This window comes from Microbacterium sp. AK031, assembly GCF_024807145.1.
GTDB lineage: Bacteria > Actinomycetota > Actinomycetes > Actinomycetales > Microbacteriaceae > Microbacterium.
On the sequence record NZ_JANUCA010000006.1, the window covers coordinates 20,417 to 36,727 of the forward strand.

Below are 16,311 nucleotides of genomic sequence, written 5' to 3' on the forward strand. Positions count from 1 at the left end.
TGGGTGCGGCGCCGCACCCACCCCTTCATGACGGCGCGACCGCGGGGTCGTGCAGGGCGATCTGCGTCCGGCGGAGCTGCTCGCGCATGGATTCGACGAGGTCCGCATTCGCGGGATCGGCGATGAGGTTCTGGCGTTCCCACGGGTCGTCGACGGTGTCGAACAGCTGATCGTGCGCGAGATCCGCGTAGGAGATGAGCTTGAACCGTCCGCGACGGACTGCCCGCTGGTCCATACCGTACGCGGTGAAGACCTCTACGTCGCGGGAGTCGTCGATACCATCGACGATCGGGACGAGCGAGGGGAACTGCAGGTGTTCGGGGGCGGTGACGCCGACGAGATCGCAGATGGTGGCGTAGATGCTCCCCGAGTAGACCGGGGTGGTCCGTTCCTGCGCGGCGGGGACGCCGGGCCCGGCGACCACGAGTGGCACGCGGGTGCTGTGGTCGTACAGACTCTGCTTTCCCATCAGTCCGTGCTCTCCCAGGGCGAGACCGTGATCTCCCGAGAAGACGATCACGGTCTCCCGGCCTGAGCGACGCTCCGCGTCCTCGACCGCGCGCAGCAGCCTCCCGATCTCCCGGTCTACGTGGGTGATCATCGCGAAGTACTCCCGGCGGTGCAGCTGAACCGCCGCCTCCGTGCGGGGGAACGGCGCGAGTTGTTCATCACGCAGACGCAGCGAACCGTTGTCGAACGGATGCTCCGGCAGGAAGTTCGGGGGGATGCGAATCGCATCCCCGGGGTAGCGGTCGAGGAACTCCTGGGGCGCTTGTCGCGGGTCGTGCGGTGCGTGGTAGGCGAGGTGGAGGAAGTACGGACTCGAACCGTGGTCACGCGCGACGAAGTCGACGGCGGCATCGGTCCATCGCTCCGAGGAGTGCTCGATCCGCCCATCGTCTCGCGTCATCCAGTGGCCGCCTCGTGCGGTGTCCGCGGGGTCCCAGGCGTCGGTCCCACTCGGTCGGTGATAGGCCTCGTCGGACGTGTCCGTCGTCCCGAGCATGCCACCACCCCACGGTCCGACCTCGGCGTAGTCCTCCTCGAGGGCCGACTCGCGGTTGTGCCACTTGCCCGTGAAGTACGAGTCGTATCCGGCCCCGGTCAGCGCCCGCCCCAGCCGGGTGACGTCGTCGAATCCGGGCTCGGAATCGAAGACCGTCAATCCGGTCAGAAGCATGCGACGCGCCGGCGTGCAGACAGCCGGGATGGTGGACCCCTGGTTCTCCGCGTGGGTGAACGTGATGCCCCTTGCGCGCAAGGCGTCGAGGTTCGGCGTCGAGACCTGATCGCTGCGGAGGGACCAATGCGTCATGTCGTCCATGAAGATCAGGACGACATTCGGGCGCTCCGCCATGCTCACATCCGCTCCATCGTGGCCTTCCACGCGACCCCGCCGAAGGCGGGAACGCCCGGATCGGCCACGCTCTGCAGGGTGAGGGTCGTGGTTCCGAGGTTCCAGCCGGAAGCCGACACGGTGATCTCGCCTTCCTCGTCGGTCGTGCGAACCAGAACCTCGGCGAGCCCGTGGAACGCCCGACGCTGCGGAGCACGGTCGGACTCGTGCGAGTTCGGATCCCCGTTCCCGGTTCCGAGCACCGCACCGGGGCCTGACACCTCGAAGAACAACGTTTCGTCCGATAAGGGGTGGAGCCGACCTTCGGCATCGACGACGCGCGCGACGACGACGGCAAGATCGTCACCACCGGCACGAAGACGATCGCGATCGACGGCGAGCTGAATCCGCGCAGGCGCGGAAACGGTCGAGCGGGTGTCTCGCGAGACCTCCACACCGTCGGCATCGAAACCGATGGTGACGAGTTCTCCGGGCGCATAGGTGACGCTCGCGTCGACGCGCCCGTTCACCGGCATGGCCTCGTCGGCGACGACTTCACCGTTGACCTGGATCTGCACACGGGCGGCGTTGCTGTAGCACTGCACGTCGATCTGCTGCCCCTCGCGGCCGTACCACGTCCAGTGCGGCATCACGAACGTGTACGCGTCCTCGGGGCGCCACCAGGCACGAAGGTAGTGAGCGATCTCCTTGGGGAACCCGCAGTAGTCGAGAATCCCGAAACGGGAGATCACCGAGGGCCAGTCGTACGGGAAGGTCTCGCCGCGGTAGTCGAATCCCGTCCAGATGAACGTTCCGGACAGGAACGGGCGCGCGACGCAGTCGCGCCAGGTCTCCTCGATCGTGTAACCCCATGGCGTGTGGGTCGTGCCGTAGGCGCTCGCGGTCTCGGGGAATCGTTCATCGGGGAAGTTGTTGTGGTCGTCCCAGCGATCCCCGATGGTCATCGGAAGGCTGGACCCCCGGTCGGGGTTGTAGAGCCCGCGGGTGGCGGCGCCGCCGAACGTCTCGGTGGCGACCTTCGGCCAGTCCGGGTACTTCGCGTGGACATCGTCGTAGTTCTCGCTGCGCTGACCCGACCGGTAGTTCGAGCCGAACACGTCGACGAAATGCCCATCCTCCGCGTGGAAGTCGACCAGCTCCGCCCAAGTCTGATTCATGGCATAGGTCGTCGGCCGATCGTCCAGGCGGCTGACGGCGTGGCGCATGCGCTTGAGAATGGCCTTCCCGACTCGCCGGCCATGGAGCTGCATCTCCTCATTGCCGATGCTCCACATGATCACCGAGGGGTGGTTGCGGTCGCGTCGCACGAGGTCTTCGGCCTGCCCGAGAAGCTCGTCGCCGATCCCGGGGATGCGTACCTCGTCCATCACCATGATGCCCACGCGGTCACATGCGTCGAGCAACGCCGGATCCGGCGGGTTATGACTCACGCGGATGGCGTTGCACCCCATCTCCTTCAGCTGGCGCATCCTCCATTCCTGCAGCGCTGGCGGCACCGCGATGCCGACTCCGGCGTGGTCCTGGTGGATGCACACGCCCTTCAGCTTCATGCCGACCCCGTTGAGGAAGAAGCCCCCCGACGGGTCGAACCGGATGTCCCGGAATCCCGTGACGGTGGTGACGCTGTCGACCACCTCGTCGTCAACGAGGATTTCGCTGCGCACGACATACAGCGCGGGGTCCTCGGGCCTCCACAGGCGCGGGTCGGCAACGGTCATCGACACCGTCCTCGAGGAGGTGGCGACATCGTCCACGCGTACGGCCGTGGCCGCGGACTCCGCAACGAGAGCGCCCGATCCGTCGGACACCGTGCACCGCACGACCGCGTCCACCGGGTCGAAGCTCATGTTCGCCACGGGCAGGTCGACGGCGACGGATCCATCCACCTTCGCACGCACATGCAGAGTCCGGGCGTCGATGTACACGTCGGCGGTGCGCACGAGCCGAACCTCGCGGTACACGCCGGCCCCTTCATAGCTCCAGAGCTCGTTGTCGGTCGGGTCGACGTGCACGACGACCGTGTTCGCACCGGTCTCGCACAGTTCGGTGATGTCATAGGCGAACGAGGTGTATCCGCTGAGGTGACGACCGACGAAGTGGCCGTTGACGAAGACGCGGGAGTCGCGGAACACCCCGTCGAACTCGATGTGGACCCGCTCGTGCTCGCCCACCGGGTCGAGCTCGAAGACGCGGGCGTAAACGGCCGGCTCGCGCCGCAGACCTCCAACCTTCGCATCCACCTCGACGGTGAACTCGCCATCCAGCGCATAGTCGTGGGGCACGCGCACCTCTCGCCACTCTTCGAGCGCGGGGTTCCCTGTGCGCGAGAGCCCGTGGTTGCCAGCCTTCTGCCACAGGCTGGTCTCATTGGCGATGATCTGCACGTTCCCATGGATGCGCGCTTCCGCCGGTATGTCGGCGTCGAGAGCAAAGCGCCAGTCTCCGTTGAGCGAGGTCGTGCGGCGGGTCATGTGGGTCCTTTCGAGGAACGATGGTGGAGGGGGAAGCCGGCCTCGTCGGAGGGTGGCGCCGATCGACCGCGGCTCGGGCGACCGGCGCCAGGCCTCACGACTTCACACTTCCTGCGGTCAGTCCGGCGCGCCAGAACCGCTGCAGTGCGAGGAAGGCGATCACGAGGGGGATGACCGAGAGGAAGGCGCCGGTGATGACGAGGCTGTAGACGGGTTCGTTCTGGCGTGAGAACCACTGGTACAGCCCAAGTGTCACGGGGAAGAGGTCTGTGCTCGAGAGCATCACGAGCGGGAGGAAGAAGTTGTTCCACACCGCGACGAACGTGAAGAGGAAGACCGTGACCAGCGCCGGGGACATGATCCGCAGCGCGATCGAGAAGAAGATCCGCAGCTCGCTCGCACCGTCGATGCGCGCCGCTTCGATGAGTTCATCTGACACGCTGGCTGCCGCATACACGCGGCAGAGGTACACCGCGAACGGACTGACGAATGCCGGGAGGAGGACCGCCAGATAGGTGTTGACGATTCCCATCCAGGAGAACATCAAGTACAGCGGGATGGTCAACAGCGCGGAGGGAAGGAGGACGCCGGCGATGACGAACGCGAACAGCGCTCCTCGACCCCAGAAGTCGTACTTGGCCAGTGCGTAGCCGCACGCGGCCCCGAGGAGGGTCGCGACCGCCCCACCGACGCCCGCGTAGATGACGGAGTTGAGCATCCACAGCGGGAACGCGCCGGTCTCGTAGGTGAAGACGTCGGCGATGTTCTGAAAGAGATTGAACTCGCCGAACCACAGTCCGTTCGTGGCGAAGAGGTCTCCGTCGTCTTTCGTGGCGGAAACGATCAACCACCAAACCGGGACGAGAAAGTACAACGCGCTGAGGAGAAGAACCCCGAAGGTCAGGACCGTCGACGTCTTCGAGACGTGCAGCGCGTCGGGAGAGGGAACCGGCGCCGCCGTCTTCCGTCGGTTCGCGGTAACGAGAGTCGCGGTAGCCATCACTGCGCCTTTCGCGTGGTGAGTCGGTAGTACAGCATGGAGAGCACTCCTGCGATGATCGCCACCACGACCGAGGCCGCGGCGGCATAGTTGAAGTCGTCAGACTGGAACGCTGCCTGCATCACGAACATGGTCGGAACGAACGTCGAGTTGACGTTGTCGGAGATCGTCTCGAGAACCTTCGCCTCGTTGAAGATCTGGATCGCGCCGATGATGGACAGCGTCCCCGTCAGCACGAGAGCAGGCCCTACCTGCGGGAGCTTGATCCTCAGGGCTAGCTGCCACTCGGACGCACCGTCGAGACGGGCCGCCTCGTACATCTCCCGGGGAATCGACTGCAACGCCGACAGGATGATGAGCATGTTGTACCCCATCCATCCCCACGTGATCATGTTCCCGATCGACAGGAGCACGGTTCCCTGAGCGAGGAAGTCCAGATCAACCCCGACGTTGGCCGCGGCGTCGACGATCGGGCTGAGCGTAGGCGAGTACAGATACGACCATAGGATCGCCCCGACCAGTCCCGGGATCGCGTAGGGGAGGAAGTAGATCAAGCGGAACGCTCGAACCCCCCTCGCGGCGGCGGAGTCGAGCAGGAGTGCCAACACCAGCGCCCCGCCCAGCATCACCGGCACCTGCACGATGGCGATGCCGAACATATGACCGAATGAACCCCAGAAGTCCGGGTCGGTCACCACGCGTGCATAGTTGTCCACCCCGACGAACACCGTCTCCGGAGCTGTCAGCCCCAGTCCGCTGGACTTGCGTGCGAAGAAGCTCTGCCCGATCGCGAAGAGAAGCGGTGCCACGTTCGTCAACACGAACAGCGCGAGGAAGGGGATGGTGAACAGAGCAATGGCGCGGCGGCGGTGTCCTGCCGTGGTGAGGGCGCGACGGGTGGAGTTCACGCCGCGCCCTGCACGAGAGACACCGCTGGCCGACCGCTCGGTGGCAAGCGTCATGTCTTAGTCCTTCAGTAGTCGTAGGCGGTCAGTCGGTGACGACGGAGAGCCCACGCTCTTCCATGGCATCGACGGTCGCCGTCTGTGCGTCGTCTACGATCTGCGGCAGCGTGGAACGGCCCTGCGAGACATCGGCCAGCCCGTCACGGAAGGCGGTCAGCGTCTCGTTCGCGCTGGGACCCCATGCCCAGTAGCCCTCCACGCTGCTCGCCGACTCGGCGAAGGCGTCGCCGAGAACCTGACCGCCGAAGAACTCGTTGGGCTCGTCGAAGACCGGGTACTCGAGAGCGTCGATGGCCGCGGGGTAAAGGCTACCTCCCTCATCAGGGTTCGCCATGAAGTTCCAGGACTCCTCCGACGTGTTCAGCCATGTGGCGAACTCGACGGCCTCTTCGATGTGATCGCAACCCTTCAAGACGCCGACGGCACTACCACCGTTGTTCGCAGTCACCCCGTCACCCCACGTGGGCATCTGGGCAACGGCCCAGTTGCCGGCCTGGTCGGCGACGTTCGAGGAGATCAGCCCGGCGTTCCATGCCGCACCCACATAGTTCACGAGTGTGGAATCGGTCAGCAGCTTGAAGAAGCTGGGATCGTAGCGGGGCCCGGCCGTTGCGACACCGTCATCCAAGAGGCCCTGCCAGTACTCGGCAACCTCCACTGTCTCGGGCGAGTCGACAGCGACCCGCCATGATTCACCGTCGACAGAAGTCCACTCCGTGCCCTTCTGCGCTGCAAAACTCGCGAATCCACTCGGATCGTTGGTTCCGATGAACGCGCCATACATCTCCGGATTTGCCTCGTGGATGGTGGCGGCCTGTTCGGCATACTCATCCCATGTGGCGGGCGGGGTGAGCCCGAGGTCTTCGTAGACATCGGTGCGGTAGTACATCACCATGGGGCCGGTGTCTTGGGGGATGCCGTATGACGCATCCCCGAAGGAGTAGGCGGCCCATGTCCACGGCAGGAACTGGCTTTCGATGTCCGCGGTGTACTCGCTGAGGTCCTCGAGGTAGCCGTTGGCGACGAAGCCCGCGGTGAGCGTGCCGGCAAGCTGAGCAAGGCAGGGCGCATTCCCTGCTGCGACAGACGAGCTGATCTTCACGCTCGTCTCTTCACCGTTGGGCATCCGGGTGAAGTTGACCTGGATGTCGGGATTCTGCTCGTTCCAAAGCTCGATCGGCTTCTCGATACCCGGTACCCACGCCATGAATTCCAGTTCGACCGGTTCGCCGTTGCCGGCGTCTCCGCCGCTCTGTGCAGAGCACCCCGCGACGGCGAGAGTCAACGCGGCTCCCGCGGCGACCGCGGCCCCAATGCGTCGTTGTTTCATCATTGCTGCTACTCCTTTGTATGCATGATCCAGCAGGCAGGATTGATCATATCATTTTCGCGTTGTAACGCAAGATAGGCAGTTATTCGGCATTATGGCGCGCAAATCAGCCTTCATCATATGATGACTATCCCGTCCGAGGCACCGCGTAGATAGTTTCGCATCTGCGGGCCGTCGTTAATTTGACCGCAGACCACGCCCCGCACAAGCAACCATCGCCGACCTGCGCAGCCGATTGAATCAGCTGTCAGACTCTGAGCGATCAGCCGGGGTTCGACGGGCAGGATGGGCCGGAGCCCCGCCTGGTCGTGAGGTCGTTCGATCGCAACGCAAGTGCGCGATCCACACCGGGGACCCCTTAGGCTCGGGTCGAGAATTCGACGGAGATGACCTCGTCGATGTGAACCTTGGGCACCGTGATCCGTATCGCGTCGTCAACGCGTTCCCACTCGGCCTCGATGGCAGAGCGCCGTAGTTGGACCCGAATCGGGTCGACGGCGCTTCGCACATCGACATCGACGTCCACGCGAGGCACCACGGTGTCGTAGTACTCGAGATGTTCGGGTGAGCGCCGACTGCCGCCCGCAAAGTTGACAACGTGCACATTCAAGCGTGCTGTGTCATTGTCGGCACCTCGCTGGACTGTGGCCGAGAGTTCCAGCGCGGGGCCTGCGCCTGTCCGTAGCAGGCGCGAGGGCAGCACTCGATCGAGCATCGTGTCGAACAGCCGTCGATACACGTGATAGCCGTGCCGGAAATAGCTCGAAGCCACGGGAAAGGCGACCGCTCCGACGCCCCCGTCGTGAACCGCCACCGGAAGCCCGGTTCGAACAGCCGCCGGGGACTGGGCGTGGCTGGTGAAGTGGGCCGGTGAACGCTGGAACGCGGGCTCGGCGAGGGTGGCGACAATCTCGCCCGCCCACTCACCCTGCCATCGCGCCGCCCCGTCGTACAGCGCGTATTCGAAGCTGGGATCACCCGCAGGCCGCGCGTCGTCGAACACGACGTATGCCGGCTCGAACGGGCTCGGCTCACTGCTCGTGAGCCCCAGCGCCCGCAGCCACGGATACCTTGGCGCGTCGTCGTCGGCCTGGAGCGCGTGCAGGATGCGACCGCCGCCCGCGAGGTACTCGCTGACCTCCCCGATGGTCTTGTCCGAGAGAACCGCACCTTCGGCGATGACCAGCACGGGGTATCGATCGAGCGGTGCCGTACCAGCTTCGATGACGTCGAACTGCACGTGCGCCTCCGTGAGCAGCTTCGCTGCGGCAAGCGCGGAGATCGGCAATTGTTCTCCACCGTGGCTCTCAGGCCGAGCGAGGTCGGACAGCATCAGGCCTTCCACGAGGATCGCCGCCTCGGCAACGCCGACCGACCCAACCAGGGCATCATCAATCTGCTTGAGTGCGCCGAAAGCCGCGCCTACAACGTCGTACACCTCACCGTCCAGGCGCCCCGATGGCCCGGGCTGATCACCGATCGCGACGTCGGCACCGAGTGCGGCGATCGCGGCCGTCTCGAGTCGGAGTTGCGAAGCGGACTTCAGCCCACCGAAGTCCGCCCACGCTCGATGAAACCTGCCGGTCTGGCCACAGAACGGAATTCCGGCTCCGCGCACGAGTCGAGCCGAGAGCGGGAAATAGCCGTACCCCCATCCGCCGGTGGGCAGCGCCTCGATCTCGACGTTGTACAGCCACGGAGCACGATCGGCCAGGCCCAGCCGGGTCTGGTTGTTCTGATCGACCAGACAGCCAGGCTGGATCACCTCGATGTGACGCTTGGAGGCCTCAAGCCATCCCTGCAAGAGCATCTGGGCTCGTGCGCGCTGCACGTCTATGTCGAGCGGGTCGTTGCCACTGTCTCGGATCGCGTCGAGGCAGTTCACACAGAAGCACTCGCCGTCGGGATTGGTCATCGGCATGTCGTACCAGATCCCATCGGGCTGGTAGCGCTCCAGGATCTCCGTGGTGTGGTCGAGCATGAGTTGAACGAAGTCGCCATTGCTCAGGCACAGCGCGGTCCAGGCCGGAGTCTCGTCGAATCGGGGCAGGTAGCTACGCCGCTCTCGCGTGAAGCACAGCCACTCGGGGTGCCGCTCTGCGAGGTAGTTGTCCCACGTCGTGCAGTAGTAAACGTACACAGCGATGCCCGCCGCCCGGCAGGCGGCGATCTGCTCGCCGAGCAGATCGCGACCGCTCAATCCCGGGTGCACGGGTCCGTATTGTGACGGATAGTAGAAGTAGCCGTGCATGTCCTTCGCGAACAGAACGATCGAGTCGACCTGAGCCGCCGTGAGCTGATGCGCGAAGGTCTCGGCATCGAACTCATGCGCCACTGCGCCTACATGAGGCGTGTTATGGAAGTCAAGGTGGATCTTGCGCCGCGAACGGGGGGGCGCGGCGGCCAGTGCGGGATGCGCCCAGACTCCGAGGTCGGCAGCGAGCCGGAGCGGCGTGAGATCGGCGTTGGTCAATGTCACAATCCCGACCATAACCTGGATCTCGTCTTAGGTCAATCGTTTGCTCAAGGTGCATTTCTCAATGGTGCACCGCCACGGAGGCCGGTCGGAGTTCGGACGAGTCGGTCACTGCCATGGCCTTCGGGCTCGGGGCGGCAGGTATCGCTGTCGCCTTGGCCAGCGCCCCGCTCATTGGGAAGAAACCGAAGAAGATCCAGTGCGCCCGATCAGACGACCCGGCCCGATGACGCGCGCGGCCTCGGGCACGACCATGTGCATCCTCGGCGTCGGATGGCTGCTGCTCGGCGCATGGAGCTTGTCCACCCGAAACAGCCTCGTCGGAGTCGGATTCTGCACCCTCGGATCACATGATTCGGCGTCGGCTTCACACCTCGGCGACGTCACGACGAGCGCTGACGATCCGCCGACACAGAACGCCGAGACACTCGGGCCACAAGACCCGGCCGACACCACGCGTCTGCTTCGGAACGACCCGAGAACGTCGGTCGCGATAGCGAGGGCGCCGTCGCCCCGAGCAGCAGTCGATGCCGTCATAACGACCACACCCGTTCGTTGAGCGCGCGGAGCGAGACAAAACGTCCCCCTGCGCACACACGGTCCTTGAGCGAGCGAAGCGAGACGAAACGCCCCGACTCAGAACGGCGCGACGGCCTCGCCGGGCCCCAGTCGAAAGTCAGGCGGGGATGAGGCGCTCGACTCGTGCGAGGTCAGCATCGTGCTCGTCGTGCTCGGTCTCGATGTCATAGTCGTTCTGAATGTTGAGCCAGAAGCGCTCCGAGAGTCCGAACGTCGCCAATTCGGAGCAATGGTCTGACGAGGACTTCCGGCTCGCTGTCGATGTCGCGAACCAGTACTACGTCGACAACAAGTCGAAAGTCGACATCGCCGATGCGGTCGGACTGACGCGCTTCCAGGTCGGGCGGATCCCGCAGGAGGCGGTGCGCAGCGGTGTGGTACGCATCGAGATCGGCCTCCCCGGAAAGGCGGACGACACCCTGAGTACTCAGCTGCAACAGGCACTGGGGATCGAACGGGCCGTCGTGGTCAACGCCTCGGTGGACTCCTATGCGATGGCGGTCGAGCAGGTCGGGGCAGCCCTTGCAGAAGTGTTGAGCGAGGAGGTCGTCGAGGGAAGCACCCTCGGGCTGGCATGGAGCCGAACCCTCGACAGCATGTCTCGAAAGCTCACTCAGCTTCGGCCATGCACCGTCGTTCAACTGGCCGGCCACCTCCACGTGCCGGGGGCGGACTCGGGATCGGTGGAGATCGTCCGTCAAACGGCAGCCGTCTCCGGTGGTCACGCACACCCGATCTATGCACCGATGATCGTGCACGACGCCGCCACCGCACGATCGCTGCGAACGCTCCCCGAGGTCGCCAATACACTCGCCCACGCCGCCCGCGTCGACCTCGCAGTCGCCTCGATCGGAGCCTGGCAGCCGGGCACGTCTCAGTTGTTCGACGCGGTCCCGCGGGAATCGGCGGACCAGGCTCGGGCGAGGGGCGCCGTCGGAGAGGTGGCGGGCAGGCTGTTCGACGCCGCAGGCCGACCGGTCAACTGCGACGTCGACGACCGGGTGATCGCGGTCACCCTCGACAATCTGCGAGATGCCTCCCCTGTCATCCTGTCGGGCTTCGGCGACTACCGCGCCCAGGCGACACGGGGAGCACTGCGCGCGACGGGTGCGCAGGTACTTGTTGCCGACACGACGCTGGCACGGGCATTGATCGAGGAGGCCTCCGCATCAACGCAAGCGCCTGGCTGAAGCCGGGCGACTGCGTCATCCACACCGTGCTCTTCTCAATGATCGGCTTCGCCGGCGCGGCCGGACGGAGCATCGATGAGGCCACTGCCGGCCACCACGGTCGCCCACGTTTCCGCCTGGCATCCGCGCAGACTGGTCACGTCGCGGCGGGAACCACTCCGCCGCGATCGTGTGCGTCGTGCGCGGCATCGACGACCGCCATGGTACGGATCACATCGTCGACGGCCGTGGGGAGCGATGACGCGGAACCTTCAAGATAGCGCTGTAGCGCGCCCATCGAACCGACGAACGCATCAGGAAACCACGATCCCTCGAAAGGCACATCCCGCCAGCCACGCCCGGAGTCCTCGCGCAGAGCGATCTGAAGCGCATCAGTTCCCCCGCGAGGGTAGTCCAGCAGCAGACCCATCTGTGCTCGGATCGACCCCCGCGTACCCTCCCACTTCACGAAGCTCTCCTCGTACGCGCTCCCATAGGAGTGATCGTGGTTCGTGCTGACTGTCACGCGGATCGGCCGGTCGTAGTGGAGCACAATCAGCGACCGAGTGTTCGCGATCTCGGGCCTACCCGGATTGCGCACCGTTACCGCGCTGACCGACGCGGGGTCACCCAGGAACGAACGGATGAGATCGATGTAGTGCACCGAATGCGAGTTGATCTCCAGCCGCTCCAGGCCCAGCACATTCGGGAACAGGTGCCAAGGGGTGTCCACCGACACGCGCACCTCGAAGTCGTGCAATTCGCCGATCGCTCCCGCGGCGATGAGTCGGCGCGCCTCCGCAATGTACGGGGCGAATCGGAGCTGGGTGTTGACTGCAGCAACCAGGCCCTTACGATGGCACAGCTCGCGAAGTGCGAGGCCGTCGCGCAGATTCTGGCCCAGTGGCTTCTGAATGAGCACTGCGGCGCCATCCGGAAGCTGTGCGAGCGCTTCCTCGTACTGCTCCGGCATGAGCGCGAGATCGTATACAGCATCGGCGGGGGCGGCGCGGACGGCATCGGCGACCGCGCCGAACACGCGTGGGATTCCGTACTCGTCCGCCAACGCCTGCGCCCGGGCCACCGTGCGATTCACGATGCCCCACACCGGGAAGCCCGCCTTGCGGTACGCAGGCAGGTGGGCATCACGAACGATGCCGCCCGCACCGAGGATGACGATCGGTCGAGGGACACGCGGAGGCGCGAGGTCATACGCGTCGGCGGGCGACGTTTCGGGGTAGCCGCTCACGCTTCGGCCTCTGAGTCGAGGCCGAGCCGCTCGTGCGATAGCCCATAGAATGTCGCAGCCGTGCGGCCCAGGATCCATTCCCGATCGAGTTCCGAGAGCTGAGCGAACAGTGGCCACAGCCCTCCCCACACCCTGGTGTAGCCGCCTTCGGGAATGGAGATCGGCCAGTCCCCGCCGTACATGAGCCGTTCTGCGCCGAACAGGTCGAGCGCGCGTTCAAAATACGGCTCGATCTGCGCGGTACTCCATGCGCCGGGTGTGCGCGTCGCCGAGTACAAGCCGCTCACTTTGCCATAGACATTGGTGTGGTCCGCGGCCGCGGCGATCCGCGTCCACCATGGCTCGCGGTCGGCGAGACCCACAGGGGGCTTGGAAAGGTGGTCGATCACGAAGGACAGGTTTGGGTGCCGCGCCGCGAGTATCGGCACGTGCTCGAGGTGGCGGGGCGTCACTGACACGATGTCGAATGTCAGGCCCGCCTGCGCGAGCAGGGAGAGACCTTCACCCACATCGGGACGCAGGAGCCAGTCGGGGTCGGGCTGATTGTGGATGAGGGTACGCACCCCCACCATCAGCGGATTGCCGCGCCACTGATCGATCGTCGATGCGCACGCATCCGGGCGGTCGACCGGCGCGTAGCCGACGATGCCTGCGACCTCGGGGTGCATCTCGGCCGACTCGATCATGAGTGCGGTGTCTTCCGGCACATCGCCGGATTGGACCTGCACGGTGAAATCGACGCCGACGTTGCGGAGTTCGTGGCGCAGCTCGTCGAAGTAGATCGGTCGATCGAGCTCGGCCGCCTCGTTGGGCAGCCAAGCGTAGTGCGCGCGCCGTGGGTCCCAGACATGCTGATGGGCATCGATCACCGGGAACGTCACGCTACCTCCACCACTCGTCGGTTGACCAGATACAGGTGGGTGAGCACCATCACCGTTTCCCCCCGTTGGTTGGTGACGGTGACCAGTTCGTGAAGATACCCGAACTGCTCGGGCTTGCGTGGATACTCCGTCATCTCTGTGATCTCCGCGGAGACGCTGATGGTGTCGCCGATGAAGACCGGATTGATGAAGCGGATGCGGTCATACCCGTAGCTCATCGATTGCGGATTAATGTCACCGGCAGTCATCCCGACGGCGATCGACAGCGTGAGCGTCCCGTGGGCGATGCGCTGGCCCGCCGGCTGCGTGGCCATCCACGCCGCGTCCATGTGGTGCGGAAAGAAGTCCCCCGTCTGCCCGGCGTGCAGCACGATGTCGGCCTCGGTGATCGTCCGACCGACGGTCACGCGACGCTCACCCACTCGGTGGTCTTCCCACCAACGGTCCGCCGTCAGCACGTCACACCGTCCAGCACGCGCGCGGTGAGGAGGTTGCACCGGTCAATGGTGTCGTCGATATCCCGCGTGCCTGCAACGGTCTCGGTGATCATCGCGCCGAGCTCGTTTTGAAGCTCGGGGTAGTTGCGGTGACGGGGTCGGACGTAGGCCGACTCCAAAGTCGCGCGAGTAGCGCGGAAGAAGTCCCAGGCGATCTCATTCGTGCGACCGGAGTCCCACGCGATAGCGTTCCCCGGCTGACCGCCGCCGTCGAAGTAGACGCCTTCCTGGACTGGCGCCGACGCGAGCCAGAACGCGTGGTCGATAGCGGCCTGGGCGTTCATCGTCCGCGCTGAGACCGCGACTCCGGCTCCCCCGAGCAGCGAGCCGCGCATGCCGTGTGACCCCGCGGGAATGCCGGAGTACGCGAGCCGATGCTGCCGGAAACCTCTTCTGGAGTAGTTCGTGTATCCGAACAGCAACGGGCTGTAGGCGAATCGCTCGCCGTCCGTGAGCAGGTCTGCCACCTGAATCGGGTTGAGTGAGAGGTTGTCCGGCGGCACCGCGGCGGCCAGGCGTCGCAGCAGCTCGAGGGCCGCCCGCCCGTCCTCGCGTGTCAGGAAGACGTCGGGCTCGGAGAACGCCGGCGCCCCGTGGCTGGCTGCCACCGTCAGCAGACTCGAATACGCGTCGACCGGCTTGCCCGGCCACAGCACCCGGCCTTCATCGGCCAGGGCGAACACATCATCCCAGGTGCAGGGTGGTGCGTCGATGAGGTCCGGCCGCCAGGCCGCGACCTGGGCGGCGGCGTCGCTTGCAAGACCCCACTGGCGACCGAGGTGCTGATACGAGCGGTGCGATGGGCCCACCGACAGCTCGTTCAGCACATCGAGCTCATCGTCATGTCCAGCACCGTCAAGGGGGAGGAGGAACCCGTCCTCCGCCGCGAAGGGGATGTGGGGGTGATCGATGACGAGCAGATCCACACCGTCGACCAATTGATCGAGGCCTTTGTCGCCGAAGTCCAGCAGCGACCGATACTGCCATATGACCTCCACGTCGGGGCGTACTCGTCGGTAGGCCTCCGCCGCAGCCACGACACTGCCATAGCCGCGTTCGTGTTCCCACGTGGTCCCGTGGAGCACCGTCGTCATGCGCCGACCTCCTCACGCGCGAACTCGTCGCGCACGGCGTCGTTGTCCTCACCCAACCGCGGCGCTGCCTTGCGATTGGAGAGCGGCTGGCCATTCAACCGGATCGGCGAGCGCGTCGTGAGGATCTGAGCAGAGTTGCGCTCGACCTGTTGCGTCATCTGGATCGCTGCGAAGCCCTCCGACGCGAGCAATTCCTCGAGCGTAAGCACGGGTCCGCACCACACGTCGGCGGCGTCGAGAGTCTCCAACCAGTGGTCGGTCGTATTGGTGGCGAACAGGTCTGCCAGCATCTGCTCGATCTCGGCCTGGCGCGTCCACGCCTCTTCTGGACTGTGGATGGCCCCGAGTTCGGACAGACCGAGGAGCGCCCCGATCTTCGGTAACGGATTCATCGCGAGCGCGATGTACCCGTCCTTCGTCGGGTACGTTCCGTACGGGGCGGAAAGGAAGGCGTTGGCGGAGTGTCGCCCTCCGCGACGAACCTCGACGGTCGCGTCGTTCAAGCGGGTACTCAGTAGCTCGAACTGGAGGTCGAGCATCGACTCGAGCAGGCTGGATTCGACCAGCCCTCCCTCGCCGGTGCGGAAGCGGTGGACGAGCATCGCAGTCACACCCTGTGCGATGTGACAGCTGAGCAGATGGTCGGCCACCGACAGGCCGACGGGAACCGGTCCATCTTCTCGCGAACCATTGAGCCACGGGAGCCCCGACAACGATTGCGCCAGCAGATCCTGCCCAGGGCGGTCCCTCCAGGGACCCGTCGTGCCGTAACCGGTCGCGCTGGCGTAGATTATGCGGGGGTTGATCGCTTTGACCGCTGCGTAGTCGAGTCCGATTCGCTCCATCACGCCGGGCCGGAAGTTCTGAATGAGTACGTCCGCGCGCCGCACGAGCATCTTCACGTACTCGAGGTCGACCGGGTCTTTCAAGTCAGCTGTAATCGACTGCTTGTTCCGATTCATCGCATGGAACGAGACGGTGTCTCCGTCGATCTCGCGCCCCGCGAACGCGAGCGTGCGGCCAATATCGCCAGATACCGGCCGTTCCACCTTGATCACCCGTGCGCCAAGGTCAGCCAGGCGCAAGGCAGCTACCGGGCCGGCGAGAAACTGGCTGAAGTCGAGCACGAGTAGACCGGCGAGCGGCAACTCCTTGGATTCGGTCATGGATATCCCTTACTCTCTCCTGCCAACGCCACCAATGGCGTTGAGCGGCAGCCAACGCGCACATCGCGTACATCGCG

At 65.2% G+C, this 16,311-nt stretch carries 13 protein-coding genes; 2 read left to right on the forward strand and 11 right to left on the reverse strand.

Annotation, left to right across the window (positions count from 1 at the left end; all coding sequences use genetic code 11):
* Positions 1-25 precede the first annotated feature (25 nt).
* From HDC95_RS11855 to HDC95_RS11880, 6 genes are all read right to left on the reverse strand, one after another.
* Positions 26-1,357, reverse strand: coding sequence for a sulfatase-like hydrolase/transferase (locus HDC95_RS11855; protein WP_259063721.1), 1,332 nt, complete (start codon positions 1,355-1,357; stop codon positions 26-28).
* Between the two features lie 2 nt (positions 1,358-1,359).
* Positions 1,360-3,828, reverse strand: a complete 2,469-nt coding sequence (locus HDC95_RS11860; protein WP_259063723.1) for a glycoside hydrolase family 2 TIM barrel-domain containing protein — start codon at positions 3,826-3,828, stop codon at positions 1,360-1,362.
* A gap of 94 nt (positions 3,829-3,922) precedes the next feature.
* On the reverse strand, positions 3,923-4,828 hold the full coding sequence (locus HDC95_RS11865; RefSeq protein WP_259063725.1) for a carbohydrate ABC transporter permease: 906 nt from the start codon (positions 4,826-4,828) through the stop codon (positions 3,923-3,925).
* Positions 4,828-5,790, reverse strand: coding sequence for a carbohydrate ABC transporter permease (locus HDC95_RS11870; RefSeq protein WP_259063726.1), 963 nt, complete (start codon positions 5,788-5,790; stop codon positions 4,828-4,830). Before HDC95_RS11870 ends, HDC95_RS11865 begins: the two co-directional genes overlap by 1 nt.
* Positions 5,791-5,818: 28 nt before the next feature.
* Positions 5,819-7,126, reverse strand: a complete 1,308-nt coding sequence (locus HDC95_RS11875) for an ABC transporter substrate-binding protein (RefSeq protein WP_259063728.1) — start codon at positions 7,124-7,126, stop codon at positions 5,819-5,821.
* Between the two features lie 355 nt (positions 7,127-7,481).
* Positions 7,482-9,602: an alpha-L-fucosidase gene (locus HDC95_RS11880; RefSeq protein ID WP_259063729.1), complete on the reverse strand. Its 2,121-nt coding sequence runs from the start codon at positions 9,600-9,602 to the stop codon at positions 7,482-7,484.
* 223 nt (positions 9,603-9,825) lie between these two features.
* On the opposite strand from HDC95_RS11880, the gene HDC95_RS11885 reads away from it, so the two are divergent.
* A complete protein-coding gene (locus HDC95_RS11885) occupies positions 9,826-10,158 on the forward strand; it encodes a hypothetical protein (protein WP_259063730.1) in 333 nt (110 codons plus the stop codon).
* A 199-nt stretch (positions 10,159-10,357) separates the two neighbouring features.
* Positions 10,358-11,368, forward strand: a complete 1,011-nt coding sequence (locus HDC95_RS11890; protein WP_259063732.1) for a sugar-binding transcriptional regulator — start codon at positions 10,358-10,360, stop codon at positions 11,366-11,368.
* Between the two features lie 136 nt (positions 11,369-11,504).
* On the opposite strand, the gene HDC95_RS11895 is transcribed toward HDC95_RS11890, so the two are convergent.
* Genes HDC95_RS11895 through HDC95_RS11915 form a run of 5 tightly spaced genes read right to left on the reverse strand, consistent with a single transcriptional unit; the run spans position 11,505 to position 16,234 of the window.
* On the reverse strand, positions 11,505-12,596 hold the full coding sequence (locus HDC95_RS11895; RefSeq protein WP_259063733.1) for a Gfo/Idh/MocA family protein: 1,092 nt from the start codon (positions 12,594-12,596) through the stop codon (positions 11,505-11,507).
* Positions 12,593-13,477 (reverse strand): amidohydrolase, encoded by an 885-nt coding sequence (locus HDC95_RS11900; RefSeq protein WP_259063734.1) that lies wholly within the window; start codon positions 13,475-13,477, stop codon positions 12,593-12,595. Before HDC95_RS11900 ends, HDC95_RS11895 begins: the two co-directional genes overlap by 4 nt.
* Positions 13,474-13,884 (reverse strand): MaoC family dehydratase, encoded by a 411-nt coding sequence (locus tag HDC95_RS11905; RefSeq protein WP_396652700.1) that lies wholly within the window; start codon positions 13,882-13,884, stop codon positions 13,474-13,476. The genes HDC95_RS11900 and HDC95_RS11905 overlap by 4 nt, the downstream gene beginning before the upstream one ends.
* A 44-nt stretch (positions 13,885-13,928) precedes the next feature.
* Complete coding sequence (locus tag HDC95_RS11910) at positions 13,929-15,068, reverse strand: extracellular solute-binding protein (RefSeq protein WP_259063736.1); 1,140 nt, start codon at positions 15,066-15,068, stop codon at positions 13,929-13,931.
* Positions 15,065-16,234, reverse strand: a complete 1,170-nt coding sequence (locus HDC95_RS11915) for a CaiB/BaiF CoA-transferase family protein (RefSeq protein WP_259063737.1) — start codon at positions 16,232-16,234, stop codon at positions 15,065-15,067. The genes HDC95_RS11910 and HDC95_RS11915 overlap by 4 nt, the downstream gene beginning before the upstream one ends.
* Positions 16,235-16,311: the final 77 nt, after the last annotated feature.

What these genes read in the sequence shown, in the direction of transcription:
- HDC95_RS11855 (WP_259063721.1), bottom strand. Translation starts at nt 1,357, where the DNA reads ATGGCGGAGCGCCCGAATGTCGTCCTGATCTTCATGGACGACATGACG.
- HDC95_RS11860 (WP_259063723.1), bottom strand. Translation starts at nt 3,828, where the DNA reads ATGACCCGCCGCACGACCTCGCTCAACGGAGACTGGCGCTTTGCTCTC.
- HDC95_RS11865 (WP_259063725.1), bottom strand. Translation starts at nt 4,828, where the DNA reads ATGGCTACCGCGACTCTCGTTACCGCGAACCGACGGAAGACGGCGGCG.
- HDC95_RS11870 (WP_259063726.1), bottom strand. Translation starts at nt 5,790, where the DNA reads ATGACGCTTGCCACCGAGCGGTCGGCCAGCGGTGTCTCTCGTGCAGGG.
- HDC95_RS11875 (WP_259063728.1), bottom strand. Translation starts at nt 7,126, where the DNA reads ATGATGAAACAACGACGCATTGGGGCCGCGGTCGCCGCGGGAGCCGCG.
- HDC95_RS11885 (WP_259063730.1), top strand. Translation starts at nt 9,826, where the DNA reads ATGACGCGCGCGGCCTCGGGCACGACCATGTGCATCCTCGGCGTCGGA.
- HDC95_RS11890 (WP_259063732.1), top strand. Translation starts at nt 10,358, where the DNA reads ATGTTGAGCCAGAAGCGCTCCGAGAGTCCGAACGTCGCCAATTCGGAG.
- HDC95_RS11910 (WP_259063736.1), bottom strand. Translation starts at nt 15,068, where the DNA reads ATGACGACGGTGCTCCACGGGACCACGTGGGAACACGAACGCGGCTAT.
- HDC95_RS11915 (WP_259063737.1), bottom strand. Translation starts at nt 16,234, where the DNA reads ATGACCGAATCCAAGGAGTTGCCGCTCGCCGGTCTACTCGTGCTCGAC.